We start from the raw sequence: 18,785 nt of genomic DNA, 5'->3' as shown, positions 1-18,785 counted from the left end.
GGCGCTAGCCGACGTGGACCGGCACGTCGGCGATGCGGGGCAGACTGACGCGGAAACGACAGCCCTGGTCCGGAGCGGTAGTCACCGTCACCGAGCCGCCGTGGGCGTGGACCAACGAGTCGACGATCGACAGTCCGAGGCCGGTGCCGCCGCTGGTTCGCGCTCGCGACGAGTCGGTCCGATAGAACCGTTCGAAGACTCGCAGCGCATCCTGCTCACTCATCCCCGGCCCCTCGTCCGCGACCTCCAGCACGGCGTTGTCGCCATCGGTGCCGACCCGCACGGTGATGTCGGCGCTTTCCGGCGTGTGCTGCAACGCATTCGTCACCAAGTTGCCGAGCACCTGGCGCAGTCGGGCCTCGTCGCCGAGCACCTCCGGGGTGCCGGGGCCGTCGAGCACACCCATGGTGATCGTGCGCTTGGGGGCGATCGCCTGCGCATCGTGCACCGCGTCGCTGGCCAGCGCCAACAGGTCCACCCGGTGGTGCTCGAGTGGTCGTTGTGCATCCAGCCGGGCAAGCAGCAGCAAATCCTCGACCAGAAGGCCCAACCGGCTCGATTCGCTCTCGATCCGAGACATCAGCATCTCGACGTCGCGCGCGGCACCCTGGCGATACAACTCGGCAAAGCCCCGGATGGTGGTCAGCGGGGTGCGCAATTCGTGGCTGGCGTCGGTGATGAAGCGCCGCATCCGATCTTCTGAACTGCGCGCCTTCGCCGCGGAGGACTCGGACGACGCCACCGCTCGCTGAATCTGGGCGAGCATTCCGTTGAGCGCCAGGGACAGTCGGCCCACCTCAGTTCGCGAACTGCGTTCGGGGACGCGGCGATCCAGCTGGCCGGCGGCGATCGCGGCGGCGGTCTGCTCGACCTCGGTCAGCGGCCGCAGACTTCGGTGCACAACCGCGTATCCGGCGACGCCGAGAACCAATAGCACCGCCGCGCCGATGCCAACCTGCAACCAGACCAGTGACCGCACGGTGTGCTGGACGTCGGAGAGGTCATAGGCGACGGTGATCAGTCGACCGAGCGGTCCCCGCACCGACACCGCGCGCCACTGCACACCGGATTTGTCGACGGAGCCGATTGTGGTGGGTTCGGGGCCGACATCGTTGTTGTTGGGCAGCGCGGGTTCGGCGTTGCGATCGTTGACCACCGTCCAGGTGCGGCCGTCCTTGCCAATGCTGCGCACGTAGAAGTTTGTGGGCGGGCGATCGGCGTTCGGCCTTTCGTTGGCGCGTGATGACGTGTGGCGCGGAGCCTGCGCCCAACCTCGGGATGCGTCGATCAGATTCTGGTCGACCCGATTGATCAGGCTGTGCCGCAGGATCGACGTAACCGCGATACCCGAGGTCGCCAAGCCACCCGCTACCAGCACCAGGGTGGCCGCAACGAGGCTCACCCGGAGCGGCAGTGCTCCTCGATGAAGTTTGGCCATTCCCGTATTCTTCGCCTACGACGCGCTATCGCGGCTCGCGCAACACATATCCCACTCCACGCAATGTGTGCAGCAGGCGCTTGTCGCCGGTGTCGATCTTGCGTCGCAGATACGACACATAGGACTCGACGACATTGACATCGCCGCCGAAGTCATAGCGCCAGACGTGATCGAGGATTTTCGGTTTGCTCAATACCGTGCCGGCATTGATCACGAAGTAGCGCAACAGGGTGAACTCGGTGGGTGACAGCGACACGGGCTCGCCTGCCTTCCACACCTCGTGAGTGTCCTCGTCGAGTTCGATGTCGGCGAACGTCAGTCGGGCGTTGCGGTCCTCGGTGATGCCCTTGCCCGCGCGGCGCAGAATGACGCGCAACCGAGCGACGACTTCTTCCAGGCTGAACGGTTTCGTCACGTAGTCGTCGCCGCCGAGGGTGAGGCCGGCGATCTTGTCCTGCAACGAGTCGCGCGCGGTTAAAAACAGCGCGGGCGCATCGATGCCGTCGGCGCGCAGACGACGCAGCACCCCGAAGCCATCCATGCCGGGCATCATCACGTCGAGGATCACCGCGTCCGGTTTGACTTCGCGGGCCAGGTCGAGGGCTGCGGGCCCGCTGGCGGCGGTGTGGACCTCGAAGCCCTGGAATTTGAGGCTCACTGCGAGGAGTTCGAGGATGTTGGTTTCGTCGTCGACGACGAGGACTCGCGCCTCGGGGGTGGTTCCGTCTGTGGTTGCCGATGCCATATCGCTAATCTCCTCGCACTTCGTTGAACGGAACCTCCATGGCAACTGTGATGTTCCTGTGAATGCGGTGCCAGTTTGATCTGCGCGCTCCCGGGTCAGCGCAGGTCGGCGCGCATAGACTCGGGGGATGAATCTCGGAAAAAGCCTGGCGACGCTCGCCACCGCACCGCTGCGGGTCGGGCTGACCGCGGCCGACGCGAGCCTGGGCGTTGCGGCCTCGGCGGTTGGCCTGGCGAAGCAAGCGATCGGTGAGGCCGGCGTGCAGACCCGGTCTAACGCCGTCGTTCACATGCTGGGCATCGATGACGCGCTCGGGCGAGCAAACCGGATCGCCGGGCTTCTCGACGACGACGCTCCGTTGGGACGCGCCCTGGCAGCCGATGGGCCGGTGGACCGGCTGCTGCGCCCCGGCGGGATCGTCGACATGCTGACCGCCCCCGGCGGGCTGCTGGACCGGCTGACTGAGGAGGGCGGTGGTCTTGAGCGAGCCCTGAAGCCCGGCGGGCTGGTGGATCAGCTGGTCGCCGACGACGGTCTGATCGAACGCGTCCTGGCCGAGGACGGGCTGGCTGACCGGTTACTGGCCCAAGGTGGTCTGATCGACAAGCTGACCGCCCGGAACGGGCCGCTGGAACAGCTCGCCGCCGTCGCCGACACTCTGAGCCGCTTGACACCGGGGATGGAGGCGCTGGAGCCGGCCATCGAGACCCTGCAGGAGGCCGTCATCGCTTTGACGATGGTGGTCAACCCGCTGAGCAATATCGCCGAGCGGATCCCGTTGATACCGCGGCGGTCCTCGCGCCGCTCGACAAGCCGTCCCGTGCGTTCCCCGCGCGTTATCGAGGAGTAGGCGGGTTGGGCTGACACCGGCCCCGCCTCCGCGAGCGTGAACTTAGCTTCACGCTGGGCGACGAGCGTGAGCCCAGCTTCACACTCGCCGTTGAGACGACGCTATCCCTCAGGGCCGATAGGTAATGGAGCCGCGTGAGAGACTCGAACTCTCGACATCCGCTTTACAAGAGCGACGCTCTACCAACTGAGCTAACGCGGCCGGGGCCGGCTCGACGAGCCATGGCGATTCTACGACGGGGTCGCGGGGTCGCCGCGGCGCGCTAAACGAGCGGTCCTCTGGTCAGCCGTGGGGCGCCTCAGAAATCTTGCTATCCGGCTTGCCCACCGTTTGGCAGTAAGTCGTCGCCGACAAACGCGTAACCGAGATCTCCATACTGCTCGGGTCAGCACCGCTCTTGTCTTTGAGCATTTTGCTGATCTCCTCGTTTTGCTTCTTCTCGTCCTGCGTGGTGAAGTCCTTGCACTTGGTGTCGCCGCCGGTATTGATCACCTCTGAGGCCGAACATCCACTGAACAGCAGCGCAGCGGCCACAATCGTGACAGGAACAATCGACTTCATCATCGACTTCATCGTCGGCCTTTCGGGTCGGAGTAGCTAGACATTTATAGACGGGCGAGTCGGACTTTAAACGCCGGCGCTCGCCGACAACGCCGGGTCAACCGCTGGTATGCACGATCAACACGTCGACCTTGGCCTTGCTGGCGACACTTCCGGGGATCGAAAACACCCGTCCGATGATCGCCGATCGTGCGTTCAGTCCCACGTTTCCGACCACGAGCAGATCGGCTTGAACCTGTTCGGCGAGGTCAACCAGCGCATCGACAGGAGCATCCTGAATCGGCCGCTCCTCGATGTCCTTTGCGCCGGCCGCCTTGGCCCGGTCGCGGCCCTCGCGCAACATCGCGTAGATCGGCGCATTGCCCTGCACTTTGTAGCCTTCGTCCCCGAGCGCGTCGGCGGCGCGCGGATCATCCTTGTCAGGAAAATAGCCGGTCACGATGATCAGCTTCGCGTTCGATTCGGCGGCGATCGCACCCGCGCGCTCGACCGCATTCAGCGACGAAGCCGAGCCGTCGGTACCGACCACCACAGTTTTATAGGCGGTCATCAGCCCTCTCCAGCGTCTTTGCAGTGCCTTTCGCAGACACTAACGCTGCGGACCCGAGACGGCTGTCAGGATCCGCGAAATGCATCGTCAACCGCTGGTCACACGCTTGGACGAGGGTCTTCGCAGCAAGCTGCGGCATACTGGACGTCAAGCATTAAACGTCGTCGCCGCAAATTGCCGTCGGGGGGTAGGGGCGGCGCTCAGGACAGAGTCGAGATTGTGGTGGCCAACCAATCCGGCGGTAGGCACCGCCGCCCAAAACCGGCACCCTGGCAGATCCGCCGCCGATTGACCCACGGCGCGGTGGCCGCGGTGTCGGTGTTGGCCGTGCTGGCGACCGGCGCCGGCTGGTGGATGGCCCATGGCGTACTTGGCGGAATTACCGTGTCTGAGGCACTGAGCTCCGACGACCCGCATTCCAGCGGCGGCGAGATGAACATCTTGCTGATCGGCTTGGATTCGCGCAAAGACCAAGACGGCAACGAACTGCCCAACGCGATCTTGAACCGGCTGCACGCCGGTGACTCCGACGCCGGCGGCTACAACACCAACACGCTGATCCTGGTGCACGTCGGCGCCGACGACAAAGTCGCCGCGTTCTCCATTCCCCGCGACGACTATGTGCCGTTCAGCGGCGTCCCGGGATACAACCACATCAAGATCAAAGAAGCGTACGGGCTCACCAAGGACTACGCCGAGCAGAAGCTGATGAACAAAGGCGTCAGCGATCAGCGGGAACTCGAGACCAAAGGGCGCGAGGCCGGCCGGACAGCAACTTTGCGGGCGGTGCGCAACCTGACCGGCGTACCGATCGACTACTTCGCCGAGGTCAATCTGGCCGGGTTCTACGACCTAGCCCAAACCCTCGGCGGCGTCCAGGTGTGTCTGAAACACGCCGTCTACGATTCCTATTCGGGCGCCGACTTCCCGGCCGGGCGCCAGACACTCAATGCCGAACAAGCGCTGGCGTTCGTGCGGCAGCGCCACGGCCTGGAGAACGGCGACCTGGACCGCACCCACCGCCAGCAGGCGTTTCTGTCCTCGGTGATGCACCAACTCCAAAGTTCGGGCACCTTCACCGATCTGAGCAAGCTGAAAAGCCTGATGGCCGTGGCTCGTAAGGACGTGGTGTTGTCGGCGGGCTGGGACGAGAGCCAGTTCCGCCGGATGGGCGCACTGGCCGGCGGCGACATCGAATACCGGACCCTGCCCGTCGTACGATACGACAACATCAACGGGCAAGACGTCAACATCGTCGACCCCGCCGCGATCAAGGCCGAGGTGGCCGCGGCGTTCGGTACCGGCGGGTCGTCCACCACCACAACCAGCACTGCGCCCAACCCGGCAACCGTCGTCGACGTCGTCAACGCCAGCAGCACATCCGGACTTGCCACCACGGTGTCACGCACACTGACTCAGGACGGTTACACCAAGGGCGCTGTGCGCGACCGCGAATACGGCGAACCGAGCGCCACGACAGTCGACTACGGATCGGGCGCCAAGAGCGATGCGCAGACGATCGCGGCACTGCTGGGCGCCGAAGTGGCCGACCACAGTGATTCATCGCTGCCCGCCGGTCGCGTTCAAGTCTTCGTCGGCGACGATTACTCCGGGCCGTCGCACGACGAAACATCGTCGGCCACAACGATGGCCGGTTCCTATCACGGTTCACGCACCACCAGCGCCGAGCCGACCCCAGATCAGGGCGCACCCATCGACGGTGGCGGAGTTCCCTGCGTCAACTAGGCCTGTCGCGAGAGTGCAACTGCCGACGCATTTCTCGAGTAGACCCGTCGCCAGTTGCACTTTCGCGGCGAAAAAGGAACGCCAGCACCGCGCTCTCGAACCCTTCCTTCGCTTCGATCATCGTCCAGTGCCCGCAGTTAGGGAACACGTGCAGTTCGGCATTCGGGATGGTGCGCATCGGGATCAGCGCCATGTCCAGCGGGCTGACCCGATCATCGCGGCCCCAGGTGATCAACGTCGGCGCCTTCACCCGGTGCATCATCGCCCACGGTTGCGGACCTTTCGATGACTCCATGGCTTGGATCATCTGCTCGAATGCAGCCCTGCTGTACATCCGCCGCGCACCGGCCAGCGTGGCGGGATCGGTGGCGTGCTGCCAGCGCTCCTCGATCAGGTCCTCGGTCACCACTGCAGGGTCATACACCATCGAATACAGCCAGCGGATCAGCCGCTCGCGTGACGGCTCTTCGGTGAACTCCTGCAGCAGTCGGATGCCTTCGGCTGGACCGGGACTGAAGACGTTACGTCCGATACCTCCGATGGTTACCAGTCGGCCCACCCGATCGGGATGGGCCATTGCGAAGTTGAGCGCCACACCCCCGCCCATCGAATTACCGATGATATCGACGGTGTCGAGGCCCAGCGCGTCGACGAACCGCCCCACCGCGTCGAACGCGGTGATCATCGGGTGGCCACCGAAGTCGTCGCTGACACCGAAACCGGGGAATTCCAATACGAGGCAACGGAAGTGTTCGGCGAATGCGCCCAACACACCGCGGAAGTTGCGCCAGCCAGTAACTCCGGGCCCCGACCCGTGCAGCAGCAGCAGCGGTGGCCCGTCGCCGGCCTCGTGATAGCGCAGAACGCCTGACTCGGTGGAGATTTCGCGAATAGTGCCTTCATAGGTGACGGTGGCTGTCATGCGTGGGTTCCGCCGTCGATGCGGATCTCAGTGCCGGTGATGAACGCGCCGTCATCAGACACCAGCATGGCGATCACGCCGGCGACGGCGGAGGGAGCGGCCATCGGCGCTCCGCTGGATTCCTCTGTGGTGGGCATGATCGGTGACAGCCTGCCGAACAGCGTCCAGTCCGCATCCGGCGGAATGAATCCGCCAGTGGCATCGGTGATTCCGGATTTGATGCTGCCCGGCGCCACGCACACGGCGCGTAACCCTTGCTTTGCGTACTCAAGCGCCAGCGCATGGGTGAACGACTGGACACCGCCCTTACTGGCCGCGTAGGCCGCCATGTAGGGGTGCGCGAAGGACGCCGAGGTCGAGCTGAAGTTGACGATCGCGCTGCGCGGGTTGCTCAGCAGCGTCGGCAGCGCCTCGCGTACCACCAAGAACGTCCCGGTCAGATTGACGCCGATGATCTGGTTCCACAGGTCGGTCGTCATCTGATCGGTGTGCGCCGCACGTAACATGCCCGCGGCGTTGACCACCGAATCCAGGCCGCCGAGCGTGTCGACGGCCGACCGCACGCCGTCAACCACCGATCTCTCGTCGCCGATGTTCATCTCCAAGGTGGAGAGACGCTCGCTGCTGCCGGCCTCTGCCGCCTGCGCACGGGTCTTGTCCAGTCCGTCGGCGGCGATATCCGCAGCGACGACGGCGGCGCCCTCGTCGAGCAGCCGCAGTGCGGTGGCCTGGCCGATTCCCGATGCGGCGCCGGTCACCAGGATCCGGTTGCCCTCAAGACGCTTCATGTGAACTCCCCTTGATCAGGTTGAAGCCTTTGTAGCCGACCGCGGCCACCTCTGCACAGATGTCGTTGTAGACGGCGAATCCGCCGGTGAACAACATAAACACACGTGGCTTGCCGGGGACGTTGGCGCCCAGGTACCAGGAGTTCGCTTTCGGGAAGAGCGTTGCCTCTGCGCGTTGCGCACACTCGGCAATCCAGTTGTCTACCGCCTCCGGGCTGGGCTCGATGGCGGTGTAGCCGTGCTCGTCGAGATAGGCGATGCAATCGGCGATCCAGTTCACGTGTGCCTCGGCGTGCAAGACCATGTTGGCCAGCACACCGGGCGCTCCCGGGCCCGAGACGATGAACAGGTTGGGGAAGCCGTCCACACCCAAGCCCAAATATGTCCGCGGACCGTCCTTCCAGTCGTCGCACAGCACTTCCCCGCCTCGGCCGGCGACATCGATCTTGGCTAGCGCACCGGTCATCGCATCGAAGCCGGTGGCCAACACGATCACGTCGACATCGTAATGCCCGCTGGTCGTGGTGATTCCGGCCGTATCGATGCACCGTATTGGTGTCCGACGGACGCTGATCAGCTCGACGTGCGGCTTGTTGAAGGTCTGAAAATAGTTGGTGTCGGTGCAAATACGCTTGGTTCCGATTGGATGATCGTTCGGGATCAGCAGGTCGGCAACCTCAGGGTCGTCGATGGCGGCACGGATCTTCTCCTCGTAGAACCTTCTGGCCTCGTCGTTGGCATCCGAGTCGATCATCTGGTCGGAGAAGGTCTTGGAGAACAGCACGCCGCCCAGCTGCCAACGCTTTTCGAATGCGGCTCGGCGCTCGTCCGCGGATACTTCCATCGTCTTATTCGGGTGGGCGATGTGCGGTGAGCCGCCGCCGCTGCGCCATGAAAGCCGGCGCCGCTCCGCGTAACCCGCCTTGATCACAATCATTTCCTCGGCCGTCAGCGGCTTGTTGCCCGCGGGAACACTGAAGTTCGGGGTGCGCTGAAACACATAGAGCTGCGCCGCCTGCTCGGCGATGACCGGAATCGACTGGATGCCCGAGGAGCCGGTGCCGATGACCGCGACCCGCTTGCCGGTGAAATCAACCGGCTCATGCGGCCAATGAGCCGTGTGGTACACCTCGCCGCCGAAGGTGTCCAGGCCCGCGAAATCGGGTGTCATCGCGGCTGAAAGCGAGCCGGTAGCCATCAGGCAAAACCGAGCGGCGATCACCTCGCCGCCGTCTGTCGTCACCGCCCAGTACAGGGTCTCCTCGTCGAGGACCGCCGAGTAGACACGGGTGTTGAACGTGATGTCCTTACGGAGGTCGAGCTTGTCGGTGACCCAGTTGATGTAGCGCAGGATCTCTGCCTGGGTCGCGTACTTCTCGGTCCAGTTCCATTCCTGCTGCAGTTCGTCGGAGAACGAGTAGCAGTAGTCGACACTCTCGACATCGCACCGACAACCGGGATACCGATTGAAGTACCAGGTGCCGCCGACGTCGGGAGCGGCTTCGAGAACACGCACCGACAACCCCTGTGAGCGCAGTTTGTGCAAGGCGTACAGTCCGGCGAATCCGGCACCGACAACCACCGCATCAAGGGTCACGACGTGACGGTAGGCCCATTCGATCGCGAATAACAGTTGCTTCCCGGTCACTGGGATCGCCAAAGGTGTCATCATCACGGGCAGGAGACCATCGATCGCGGCCCACAACGTAAGGACAAGAGGATGACCGAGCGGGTAATCGATCGGATAACGGATATCGCCGACCAGCTTCGCGAGCAGGCCGCCGACGCCGAACAAATTGGCCGGCTCACCGACGACACCGTCAAGCTGATGAAGGGCGCCGGCCTGATCCGGCTGCTACAGACCAAGCAATACCAGGGCTTCGAGGTTCATCCCCGCGAGTTCGCCGAAACAGTGATGGCCACCGCGGCGCTGGACCCTTCGGCTGGCTGGATCACCGGCGTGGTTGGCGTGCACCCCTATCAGCTCGCCTACGCCGATCCGCGAGTCGGCGCGGAGGTCTGGGCGAAAGACGTCGACACCTGGATGGCTTCGCCGTACGCGCCGCAAGGAGTGGCCAAGCCCGTCGACGGCGGCTACCTCTTCAACGGACGGTGGCAGTTCAGCTCGGGTACCGACCATTGCGACTGGATCATCTTGGGCGCCATGCTCGGCGACACCGGGGGCGTCCCGGTGATGCCGCCTCAGATGTTGCACATGATCTTGCCGCGCAAGGATTACGAGATCGTCGAAGACTCGTGGAACGTGGTGGGCCTACGGGGAACCGGCTCCAAAGACGTCATCGTCCGCGACGCATTCGTCCCTTCCTACCGGACGATGGATGCGACCAAAGTGATGGATGGCACCGCCCAACGTGAAGCCGGAATGACCGAGCCGCTCTACCTGATGCCGTGGTCGACGATGTTCCCACTGGGCATTTCCGCGGCGACGATAGGTATCGCCGAGGGAGCACTCGGCGCGCATCTCGACTATCAGCGGGAACGCGTCGGCGCCACCGGAACCGCGATCAAGGACGACCCCTACGTCATGCATGCCATCGGCGAGGCCGCCGCAGACATCAACGCCGCCCGGCAGGAGCTGCTGGCCAACGTCGACCGCATCTACGACAGAGTTGCCGCCGGCAAGGAGGTGTCGTTCGCGGACCGCGCCGCCGGTCGCCGCACCCAGATTCGCGCGGTGTGGCGCGCGGTCTCTGCGGTCGACGAGATCTTCGCCCGCTCGGGTGGCAATGCAGCCCGGATGGACAAACCGCTGCAACGCTATTGGCGTGACGTGCACGTCGGCCATCTGCACGCCATCCACGTCCCGGGCACGACCTACCACGCATCGGCGCTCAGTTCGCTGGGCATCGATCCGCCCGAGGGACCGCTGCGCGCCCTGATCTAGGAGGCCATCATGAGCGACCTGAAAAGCCTGGGCTACATCACCATCGCGACCAACGACGTCGAGCGCTGGCGGCAGTTCGCTTTCGGCGTTCTCGGTTTCGCCGAGGGCAAAGGCCCAGACTCGTCGGCGCTGTATTTGCGGATGGACGAGCGCGCCGCTCGGCTCATTGTGGTGCCTGGTGAGACCGACCGGGTGCTCACCGTCGGCTGGGAAGTGCGTGACCATCCGGGTCTTCAGCGGGTCAAGACCGCCCTGGATGGAGCCGGGGTGGCGTTCAAACAGCTGTCCGTCGATGAAGCCGAGGCCCGTCGCGTGGAAGAGGTCATCACCTTCGAAGACCCGGCCGGCACCATGGTAGAGGTTTTTCACGGTGCGGTGCTGGACCACAGCCCGGTTGTCACCCCGTTCGGTGCGAAATTCGTGACCGGCGACCAGGGCATGGGCCATGTCGTCGTGCCGGCCACCGATCCCAACGGGCTGTTCGAGTTCTACACCGACGTGCTGGGGTTCCGTTCCCGCGGCGCTTTCCGGGTGCCACTGCCCAAAGAGTTTGGCCCGGTGCGGGTTCGGTTTCTCGGTATCAACGAACGACACCATAGCCTGGCCATTGTTCCTGCAGCACACCAGCGCGACCCACGCCTGGTGCACATCATGGTCGAGGTCGACAGCCTCGACGCCGTCGGGCAGGCGCTGGACCGCGTCAAAGCCGAAGGCTTTCAGCTGTCATCGACCCTGGGCCGCCATACCAACGACAAGATGGTGTCGTTCTACGTGCGGGCCCCCGGCGATTGGGACATCGAATTCGGCACAGACGGCATGCGGGTCGATGAAAACTCATACACCGCAGAGGAAATCACTGCCGATAGCTACTGGGGCCACCAGTGGGTGGGAGAGATGCCCGCGGCAATGCGGCTGTGATGTCCAAGACACCCGACACCGACGTAAGGCCGGTCCAGGCCAAGTCCATCGCCTCTTGGCACCACGAGGCCGACGTCGTCATCGCCGGCTACGGCGTGGCAGGTGCGGCGGCCGCGGTCGAAGCCGGCCGATCCGGTGCTGATGTCCTGGTGCTCGAACGCACCGGCTCCTGGGGCGGGGCGGCGGCCATGGCGGGCGGGTTCATCTATCTCGGCGGCGGCACACCGCTGCAAAAAGCGTGCGGCTTCGACGATTCCGTCGACAACATGGCCGCCTTCCTCAACGTCGCGATGGGCCCCGGCGCCGACGAGAACCGCATCGCGGACTATTGCGCCCGCAGCGTCGATCACTTCAACTGGCTCGTCGACTGCGGGGTGCCGTTCAAAGCCGAGTTCTTTTCCGAGCCGGGCTGGGAGCCGATGGGCGACCAGGGCCTGATGTACAGCGGTGGCGAAAACTCCTATCCGTTCAATACGATCACAACTCCGGCCCCGCGCGGCCATGTCCCGCAGATGTCGAACAAGAAGCAGGGCGAGGCCAGCGCCGGGTTCATGCTGATGAAGCCGCTCGTCGAGACCGCGACCGCGGCCGGCGCGCGGGCGATCTACGACCTGCGGGTGCAGCGGCTTGTCGTGGAATCCGACGGCCGAGTCGCTGGCCTGTGTGCCCGTCAGTACGGCACCGACGTGGCGATCCACGCACGCCGGGCCGTGGTGCTGGCGACGGGGAGCTTCGCCTACAACGACGCGATGGTTGCCCAATACGCTCCGCGAATCGCCGGGCGCCCGGCCGCCTCGATCGAGCAGCACGATGGTCAGGCCATCCGGATGGCGCAGGCATTGGGCGCCGATTTGGCACACATGGACGCCACCGAGGTGGCGATCTTCGTCGACCCGCAGCAATTGGTGCGCGGCATCCTGGTGAACGGCCGGGGACAACGCTATGTCGCAGAGGACACCTATCCGGGTCGCATCGGGCAGCTCACCCTCTACCACCAGGACAACACCGCCTTCCTCGTCATCGACGAGGCGGCCCAGAACGAAGCCATGGCCTCGTGGTCACCTCAACTCATGTTGCGGCCGCCCACCTGGGTATGCGAAACCGTCGCCGAGCTGGAGGACGAGATGGGTCTCGCTCCGGGTTCCTTGCAGGCAACCGTGGCGGCGTACAACGACGGCGCGGCCCGCGGCCAGGATCCGCTGCTACACAAGAAGATCGAGTGGCTGCGCCCGATCGGATCCCCGGTCGGCGCGATCGACTTGCGCGAGAGCACCGGCGGCTTCACGCTGGGCGGTTTGGCGACCACCTTGGATTCCGAAGTGCTGCACGTCAGCGGGGACCCGATCCCCGGTCTGTACGCGGCGGGCCGCTGCACAGCCGGTCTGGCCGCTTGGGGTTACGCCAGCGGGATCTCGCTCGGCGACGGCAGCTTCTATGGGCGCCGGGCCGGTCGAGCCGCCGCCCACGCATGAGTCTTTTCGTCATCCCGCTCCGCACACCGAGCGACGTGCGCTGCATCAATTTCGTGCCGCTATGTGACAGCAGCCACACCGTATGCTACAAATAGGAATATTTCTATTAGAAATATTAAGGAGCGTGCCGTGACTGTCGAATCCACCACTCCAAGTGCTGTCATCGACCGGGTTTCGTTGGTGCTGGATGCCTTTGACGGCCCCGGCCGGCTGACGCTGGCGCAGATCGTGCGTCGGACCGGCCTGCCGCGCTCCTCGGCACACCGGATGCTGGAGCGGCTGGTGCAACTGCGCTGGCTGCGCCGAGACGGCCGCGACTACGAACTCGGGATGCGGCTGGTCGAACTCGGATCGCTCGCTGTCCATCAAGACCGGCTGCACCGCGCGGCGGTCCCGCTGTTACACGATCTGCACCGTTCCACCGGGCTGGTTGTGCATCTGGCCGTCCTGGACGGCGCCGGCGTGGTGTACCTGGAGAAGATCGGCGGCCGGATGACCGCGGCGATCCCCAGCCGTGTCGGCGGACGCCAGCCGGCACATTGCACGGCCGTGGGCAAAGCGATGCTGGCCTACAGCGATAGCGTCGAGCACATCGATTTCGCCACCCGCAAAACCAGATATTCGATCAGCAACGGCGCGCAGTTGACCGTCGAACTGACCAAGACGCGTGCCCACGGGGTGGCGGTCGACCGCGAGGAGTCCCTGCCCGGATTCGGCTGCGTGGCGGCGCCCATCGGCAATCCGGGCCAGGCCATTGCAGCCATTTCCGTGTGCGGACCGATGAACGGGATGATGTTCGACCAGCGCATGGCGGCGCCGGTGCGGATGACGGCAATGCGCATTTGGCACAACATCGATGACGGCGCGCAACGGGTGGCACCGACGCTGCAGCAGGTGCGCCCGTTCCACGCGATGCCAGCGCCGCGCCCGGGGCGGATTCCGGCCGCGTTGCAGTACGCATGAGACTCGACCCGCAAATCGCGGGAATGCTCGAGGCGCTCGACGCGGGGTTCCCGCACGTGGAGACGATGACCGGAGCCCAAGCACGGGCGGCGATCCGGGCACGGCTCGTCGCCCCGGCACAGCCTGAGGGCGTCGGCTCGGTACACGAAGAGACCATCCCCGGCGATATCACCGCCCGCATCTACCGACCTGCAACAGCGTCACTGCTGCCGATTCTGGTCTACGCGCACGGTGGCGGCTTCGTATTCTGTGACCTCGACAGCCACGACGGCCTGTGCCGCAGCTTCGCGAACCTCATTCCGGCCGTCGTGATTTCGGTGGCATACCGGTTGGCTCCGGAGCACCAGTGGCCGGCCGCCGCCGAGGACGTCTACGCAGTGGCGCAGTGGGCGGCCCGCAACGCCGACCCCCTCGGCGGCGACGCGGGCCGCATCGTGGTGGGCGGCGACAGCGCGGGCGGCAACCTGGCGGCCGCGGCTGCCCTGATGGCACGCGATCGTGGCGGGCCGTCGCTGGCGGGCCAGCTGTTGGTCTACCCGATGGTCAACGCCGACTTCAATACCGAGTCGTATCGACTGTTCGGGGAGGGCTACTACAATCCACGTGTCGCGCTGCAGTGGTACTGGGATCAGTACGTGCCCACCGCCGCCGCCCGCGAACACCCCTACGCCTCCCCGCTGAAAGCAGACCTACGCCGTCTGCCGCCGGCCATCGTCGTCATCGCCGGCCATGACCCGTTGCGGGATGAGGGCATTGCGTACGTAGACATGCTCAAGGCCGCGGCGGTAGATACGGTGTGCTGCAACTACGACGGCGGCATCCACGGTTTCATGACGATGCCGATGCTGGACTTGGCTCAGCGGGCACGCGAAGAGGTCTGCAGCGAGCTGTGCCGTCTGTTGGCACCGGCCCAGCGATCGACCGGAATTGCCTAGGCGCGGAGAATGGCTGATGGTCAGGTATATGTGATTGACCGGGTCATCACGCGGCCCGGCTGCGCCAGGACATTCGTTGACGCTTATCTGTCCGGCTACGCGCCCGGGGCGCGTCAGCGCGGAATGACGTTGCAGCGAGTGCTGGTCAGTCCGCCGATCTGGTTTGCCGACCAGCCCAATACGGTCACGGTCATCTGGTCGCTGCCGAGCCCACAGGCGTGGTGGGAGATGACTTGGCAAGGCCGGCCCGACGCCACGGTTGGACAGTGGTGGGCCGATATCTCCGACCTGGTGGTCGAGCGCACCCGCAGCGTTGCAGCCGACCCCGCAGACGTGGACGGACTCTGCGGTGTTTAGCGTTATCAGGCTGATCGACGTAGGGACCGCGGATGGCCGCGACCGTCTGCTGGTCACGTTGCGCTGCGTGGCCCCCCAGGTCGGCGCCGAACGCGTGTTAGTTGAGCCGACGCTGCCCGGCTCACGCAACGGTGGCAACATCCTGATGCATCTGCGGTTCGCTGATCGACGCCAATGGGATTGCGTCGCAGGCCAATTCAACCGCGTGCTGGCGGATTCTGCGGTCAGCCACATCAACGGGGCAAGCTATACCGGCCGCCCCGCCAGCACCGATTGGTCGGATGGCCCGGGCACCGTCTACCGCACGCTGTTGCTGCGGGTAGCGCCCGGGACAGACGCCGTCACCGTCGCCCGTTTCGAGGCCGACCTGCAGGTGATGCCCAAATACGTGCGCACCATCACCGCCTGGCAGCTGAGTTGCGTCGAACAAGCCATCGGCGCCTCGGCGTGGACCCACGTGTTCGAACAGCAATTCACCGACGTCGAGGGCTTGACGGGCCCGTATCTCATGCATCCGATTCATTGGGCCTACGTGGATCGCTGGTTCGATCCCGAATGCCCTGAGGTCATCGTGCGTGATCGCGTCTGCCACAGCTTCTGCCGCACCGACACGGCGATACTCGGCTGAGCGGGAGGACGTCATTGAAATTGCGCTGAGGGTTGTGAGTGACCGGCAATCAACAGCCCTGGCTGCAATCTCAACGTCCAACCATGTTCTGGCGCTACAACCCGGCGGGCAGGATATTCGGGTTGGCGGACGGTGGCGGCTCCAGTGGCGGCCACAGCGTCTTGCCGTCGAGGCTGCGCACCGGCAACCCTTGAGACCACGGATAGTGCAGGCTGAACGCCACCAGCCCGGTACGCTCAGCCGCAGGCAGGTGGCACATTGCCAGCACGGTTTCGGCCAGATACTCGACGGGTTCGGTCGGGAAGGAGCCCGGAATCAATTGCGCTGCACCTGGAGTGCGTACCGCGGTGGACGGGCTAACACAGTTGACGGCGATATTCGCGTCGAGCAACTCGGCTGCTACTCCTTGGGTGAAGCGGTGCAGCGCCGCCTTCGTCGACGCGTAGACCACGTCACCGGCGGTCTTGTTGTAATCGCGATACGGCCGGATGGGCGCCAACCCGGTCACCGACCCGATGTTGACGATCCAGCCCACGCCCTGGTTGCGCATGTGCGGCACTACGGCCTTCGTCAGCACGAACGGCGTCTTGAGATAGTGCTCCACCGCCCGGTCGAAGGCCTCCAGCGTCATACCTTCGACCAACGAGTAATCGGCGTATCCGGCGTTGTTGACCAGAATATCGAGCCTTCCGGTGCGGGCGACCACCTCGTCGATCAACTGCCCACGCTGTTCGTCGTCCTCGAGATCGGCGGCTATCCCCAGCGCAGTGCCGCCGGCTTGCTCTATCAGCGCGACGGTTTCGCCGATCGTCCCGGGCAGTGCGGTGGCCACACCGGCCCGCACCGAGGGCGAAGGATAGTGGGATCGTGCTGTCACCACGACGACGGCACCCTCGGCCGCCAATCGTTGCGCGATAGCACGTCCGATGCCGCGGCTGCTGCCGGTGACCAACGCCGTTCTGCCAGACAACAGTTGGGTCATCGCAGCTCGAAGTGCTCTTCGACGGGCGCGCGGTATTCTTCCCACCAGTCGATCATCCGGAGCGGGTTGGCCACCACGACGCGGCCGGAGGCCACCCGGTAGTACGTGTGCGCGGTCGGGGTATGCCGCCAAACCAGCCCTTCCATCGCATCGTCGAGACGAGCGACGTACTCGTCGTAGGCCTCGCGAGTGGGTTCCATCGACCCCGCACCCCGCAACGCCATCAGTTGCAGGCACTCCATGATGTAGTGCACGGCCACCTCGACGCCGAAGTTGTGACCGCCGCCATGGCCCGGACTGCCGTTGGGATGCGACGTGATGAACAGGTTCGGAAAGCCCGGCACCGTGCCGCCGCGATAACTGCGCGGGGTGCCCGCCCATTCGTCGTTCAAGGACCGCCCGTCGCGCCCACGAATGTCGATGGTCGACAGGAAGTCGAGGTAATAACCTGTGGCATAGACGATTACGTCAAGCGCGACCTCGCATCCATCCTCGGTGAGGATCCCGTTGGGTGTGACCCGCGCCGGTTCGGTGGCTTCGACGTCGACATGGGGGCGGGCGAGCGCGGCATAGTAGCCGCCGGGGTCGCGGATGATGCGCTTACCGTATGGGGCGAAGTCGGGGGTGACCTTCTTCGCCAACTCGCTACCCGCACCGAAGGTGCGGTCGATGTAGTCCTGGCAATGCTTCAGCAGCACATCGTTGGCCGGTGAAATCGACAGGTGCGAGGCCGCCCACTCGTCATGCACCTGGATGACGGGATAGTTGTTGTCGGCTGTCGACCAATACGACTTCAACCGAATCCAATTCGCGTAGTGCGGCACGTGCCGGGCCAGCCAGCGGTGGTAGTCGGGTACGTCGTCGGATGGCCGCCGGCGCGGCGCCACCCAGTGCGGCTGGCGCTGGAACATGGTGAGGTGCTCGACGTCGTCGACGACCGCGTCGACGATTTGCACGGCCGTGCAGCCGGCTCCGATCACCGCGACCCGCTTGCCGGCCAGGTCGAGTTCGGGATCCCACTGCGCCGAATGAAGGCTGATGCCGCCGAACGCCTCACGACCTTCGAGCTCCGGGAATCGGGGCCTGTTGAGGTAGCCGGCCGCGGTAATGACCACGGTGGCGTGGCTGACAATGCGAGTGCCGTCGGCCGAGCGAGCGTGAATCTGCCAGCGCTGCTGCTCGTCGTCCCACCACAGCGCCTCGACCTCGGTGTTGAACCGGGTGCGGTCACGAATCTTGTACTTACCGGCGACGGCCTGCAGGTAGGACTGGTACTCCCAGCCCATCGGGTAGTAGCTGGACCAGTCGGGGTTGAGTTCGCAGGACAGCGAGTAATAGGTGGATGGCGTGTCCACCCCGATACCCGGGTATGTAGTAGTCAGCCAGGTGCCGCCGACCTCCGGGTGGCGCTCATAGATCTCGTAGTCGACGCCGGCGCTGACTGCCGCGATCGCTGCCGCGATGCCGGCCAAGCCGCAGCCGACGATGGCGATCTTGGTCGTCGGCGAAATGGGGGTCGTGCGCGGCAGCACCGGACGAGACTTATGAAACCCGCCCTGCTCCAACAGCATTGGTATATCGCGGTTGCTGACCGCCACGCCCAGGCCGATGGGTGCGATCCGCGCGAACAGCGCGGGGTCGTCGTGGGCGACCGCGCCGGCAGGCGGCGAGACTCCGGTCAGGATGTCGATCAGCGCCTCGACGACGGCGGCGGCAGTCTGCGGATCGGTCACACCGGCCTGTTCGGGTGGATCGGGCAGGTGCGAGATCGCCGGCCCGAACTTGTCGACGATCCCGGGATCACCGCTTAGTTGCGCCAGCACGGCGACCAGCACGCCGGGATCGGCTTGTTCCAGGTTGGCCCGCAGCTCGGTGGCCATGGATTGGGTAAGCATGTCGACGCCAGTATCAGCTCATCGTGCTTGCCCGGCGCCGGTTGTGTCTACTGAGCGGGAAGCCTTCGTCGATTCCCTTATCGAAGAACCCGAGCGGGAAACTGCTCACACGCGTGCTGCGCGAGCGTTT

18 protein-coding genes and 1 tRNA gene are annotated in these 18,785 nt (G+C 65.0%); 9 read left to right on the top strand and 10 right to left on the bottom strand.

Translation table 11 applies throughout. The annotated features are described in order from the left end of the window. Nucleotides 1–4: 4 nt before the first annotated feature. On the bottom strand, nt 5–1,438 hold the full coding sequence (locus tag AC5Y42_RS17625) for a sensor histidine kinase (RefSeq protein ID WP_499899883.1): 1,434 nt from the start codon (nt 1,436–1,438) through the stop codon (nt 5–7). A gap of 25 nt (nt 1,439–1,463) precedes the next feature. Continuing rightward, nucleotides 1,464–2,183 carry a response regulator transcription factor gene (locus AC5Y42_RS17620; protein WP_065013709.1) on the bottom strand — a complete coding sequence of 240 codons (720 nt, stop codon included), beginning with the start codon at nt 2,181–2,183 and terminating at the stop codon, nt 1,464–1,466. A 127-nt stretch (nt 2,184–2,310) separates the two neighbouring features. Between AC5Y42_RS17620 and AC5Y42_RS17615 the strand changes: the two genes are divergently transcribed. Next, nucleotides 2,311–3,033, top strand: coding sequence for a hypothetical protein (locus AC5Y42_RS17615; RefSeq protein ID WP_499899882.1), 723 nt, complete (start codon nt 2,311–2,313; stop codon nt 3,031–3,033). A gap of 125 nt (nt 3,034–3,158) precedes the next feature. Here AC5Y42_RS17615 and AC5Y42_RS17610 read toward each other — a convergent pair. The 3 genes from AC5Y42_RS17610 to AC5Y42_RS17600 form a co-directional block, all read right to left on the bottom strand. Beyond that, nucleotides 3,159–3,234: transfer RNA gene (locus AC5Y42_RS17610), tRNA-Thr, on the bottom strand. An 81-nt stretch (nt 3,235–3,315) separates the two neighbouring features. Further along, the gene (locus AC5Y42_RS17605; RefSeq protein WP_499899881.1) at nt 3,316–3,597 is read right to left on the bottom strand and encodes a hypothetical protein; all 282 of its coding nucleotides are present in this window, start codon (nt 3,595–3,597) and stop codon (nt 3,316–3,318) included. Nucleotides 3,598–3,691: 94 nt separating this feature from the next. After that, entirely contained in the window at nt 3,692–4,144 is a 453-nt protein-coding gene (locus AC5Y42_RS17600) for a universal stress protein (protein WP_499899880.1), read from the bottom strand. Between the two features lie 222 nt (nt 4,145–4,366). On the opposite strand from AC5Y42_RS17600, the gene AC5Y42_RS17595 reads away from it, so the two are divergent. Continuing rightward, on the top strand, nt 4,367–5,890 hold the full coding sequence (locus AC5Y42_RS17595) for an LCP family protein (protein ID WP_499899907.1): 1,524 nt from the start codon (nt 4,367–4,369) through the stop codon (nt 5,888–5,890). On the opposite strand, the gene AC5Y42_RS17590 is transcribed toward AC5Y42_RS17595, so the two are convergent. From AC5Y42_RS17590 to AC5Y42_RS17580, 3 genes are read right to left on the bottom strand one after another with little or no spacing between them, the layout of a single operon-like run. Further along, complete coding sequence (locus AC5Y42_RS17590; RefSeq protein WP_499899879.1) at nt 5,883–6,812, bottom strand: alpha/beta fold hydrolase; 930 nt, start codon at nt 6,810–6,812, stop codon at nt 5,883–5,885. The genes AC5Y42_RS17595 and AC5Y42_RS17590 overlap by 8 nt on opposite strands. Continuing rightward, nucleotides 6,809–7,600 (bottom strand): SDR family NAD(P)-dependent oxidoreductase, encoded by a 792-nt coding sequence (locus AC5Y42_RS17585; RefSeq protein ID WP_499899878.1) that lies wholly within the window; start codon nt 7,598–7,600, stop codon nt 6,809–6,811. Before AC5Y42_RS17585 ends, AC5Y42_RS17590 begins: the two co-directional genes overlap by 4 nt. After that, a complete protein-coding gene (locus AC5Y42_RS17580) occupies nt 7,587–9,272 on the bottom strand; it encodes a flavin-containing monooxygenase (RefSeq protein WP_499899877.1) in 1,686 nt (561 codons plus the stop codon). Before AC5Y42_RS17580 ends, AC5Y42_RS17585 begins: the two co-directional genes overlap by 14 nt. Before the next feature lie 48 nt (nt 9,273–9,320). Here AC5Y42_RS17580 and AC5Y42_RS17575 point away from each other — a divergent pair, with 48 nt between their 5' ends. The 7 genes from AC5Y42_RS17575 to AC5Y42_RS17545 all read left to right on the top strand — a co-directional run bounded on the left by AC5Y42_RS17575 (nt 9,321) and on the right by AC5Y42_RS17545 (nt 15,778). After that, on the top strand, nt 9,321–10,505 hold the full coding sequence (locus AC5Y42_RS17575) for an acyl-CoA dehydrogenase family protein (RefSeq protein ID WP_499899876.1): 1,185 nt from the start codon (nt 9,321–9,323) through the stop codon (nt 10,503–10,505). Between the two features lie 9 nt (nt 10,506–10,514). Continuing rightward, entirely contained in the window at nt 10,515–11,423 is a 909-nt protein-coding gene (gene bphC, locus AC5Y42_RS17570; RefSeq protein ID WP_499899875.1) for a biphenyl-2,3-diol 1,2-dioxygenase, read from the top strand. Then, nucleotides 11,423–12,895, top strand: a complete 1,473-nt coding sequence (locus tag AC5Y42_RS17565; protein WP_499899874.1) for an FAD-dependent oxidoreductase — start codon at nt 11,423–11,425, stop codon at nt 12,893–12,895. Before bphC ends, AC5Y42_RS17565 begins: the two co-directional genes overlap by 1 nt. A 129-nt stretch (nt 12,896–13,024) precedes the next feature. Then, entirely contained in the window at nt 13,025–13,858 is an 834-nt protein-coding gene (locus AC5Y42_RS17560; protein WP_499899873.1) for an IclR family transcriptional regulator, read from the top strand. Further along, nucleotides 13,855–14,793 carry a LipP1 family hormone-sensitive lipase gene (gene lipP1 / locus AC5Y42_RS17555; protein WP_499899872.1) on the top strand — a complete coding sequence of 313 codons (939 nt, stop codon included), beginning with the start codon at nt 13,855–13,857 and terminating at the stop codon, nt 14,791–14,793. The genes AC5Y42_RS17560 and lipP1 overlap by 4 nt, the downstream gene beginning before the upstream one ends. A gap of 9 nt (nt 14,794–14,802) precedes the next feature. Beyond that, on the top strand, nt 14,803–15,150 hold the full coding sequence (locus AC5Y42_RS17550; protein ID WP_499899871.1) for a hypothetical protein: 348 nt from the start codon (nt 14,803–14,805) through the stop codon (nt 15,148–15,150). Next, nucleotides 15,143–15,778, top strand: coding sequence for a Dabb family protein (locus AC5Y42_RS17545; protein ID WP_499899870.1), 636 nt, complete (start codon nt 15,143–15,145; stop codon nt 15,776–15,778). Before AC5Y42_RS17550 ends, AC5Y42_RS17545 begins: the two co-directional genes overlap by 8 nt. Nucleotides 15,779–15,872: 94 nt before the next feature. On the opposite strand, the gene AC5Y42_RS17540 is transcribed toward AC5Y42_RS17545, so the two are convergent. Both AC5Y42_RS17540 and AC5Y42_RS17535 read right to left on the bottom strand, forming a co-directional pair. After that, a complete protein-coding gene (locus tag AC5Y42_RS17540) occupies nt 15,873–16,760 on the bottom strand; it encodes an SDR family NAD(P)-dependent oxidoreductase (RefSeq protein WP_499899869.1) in 888 nt (295 codons plus the stop codon). After that, entirely contained in the window at nt 16,757–18,655 is a 1,899-nt protein-coding gene (locus AC5Y42_RS17535; protein WP_499899868.1) for a flavin-containing monooxygenase, read from the bottom strand. Before AC5Y42_RS17535 ends, AC5Y42_RS17540 begins: the two co-directional genes overlap by 4 nt. Nucleotides 18,656–18,785: the final 130 nt, after the last annotated feature.

The sequence above is a fragment of the Mycobacterium sp. NGS48 genome, assembly GCF_059812585.1.
This window is presented reverse-complemented; position numbering and strand designations above follow the sequence as displayed.